The organism is Variovorax sp. P2_H12, from assembly GCF_056403395.1.
The window spans coordinates 1-418 of the sequence record NZ_JBFUFO010000238.1 but is presented as its reverse complement, the minus strand read 5'-3'; the positions used below and the strand labels follow the sequence as shown (position 1 = coordinate 418).

The following is a 418-nucleotide window of genomic DNA, read 5'->3' as shown; positions in this document are numbered from 1 at the left end:
GTGAAATACCGCTCTTCGACGGCGAGCCCCAGCACGTGCAGGCACGCTTGCGCCGCGCGGTGCGAGGCGCGGCCGGCTTTCCATCGACCTTCAGCCCCAGAGCGTCCAGCGCCAAACGGACCGTGGCTGCGTCTTCCAGGGCGGAGACCGGCACCGAGTTCTTGGCCATCCATTGCAGAGCACGGGCGACGTCCTCGGGCGGCTCCTCCTCCCACCGGTTCCGGTTGTACGCCCACCCGTACAGGGCACGCCGCAGCAGCGCGGCGTCGGGCTTCCCGGCGGTCGACTTGACGAGCGCCGGGGTGATCGTTGCCAGGGCATCCGCGTAGTTCTTGCGGGACTTGGCCGGCGCCGCCGCCCACTTGCGGTCGATGTAGGCCCGGGTGTGCTCGTACCAGGTGATTGAGCCTTGTAGGGC

General features: G+C 69.4%; 1 protein-coding gene. It reads right to left on the bottom strand.

Features of this window, described 5'->3' with window-relative positions; translation table 11 throughout:
• Nucleotides 1–418: hypothetical protein (locus AC1DYK_RS35955; protein WP_478170613.1), on the bottom strand; the 418-nt coding region annotated here is incomplete at both ends.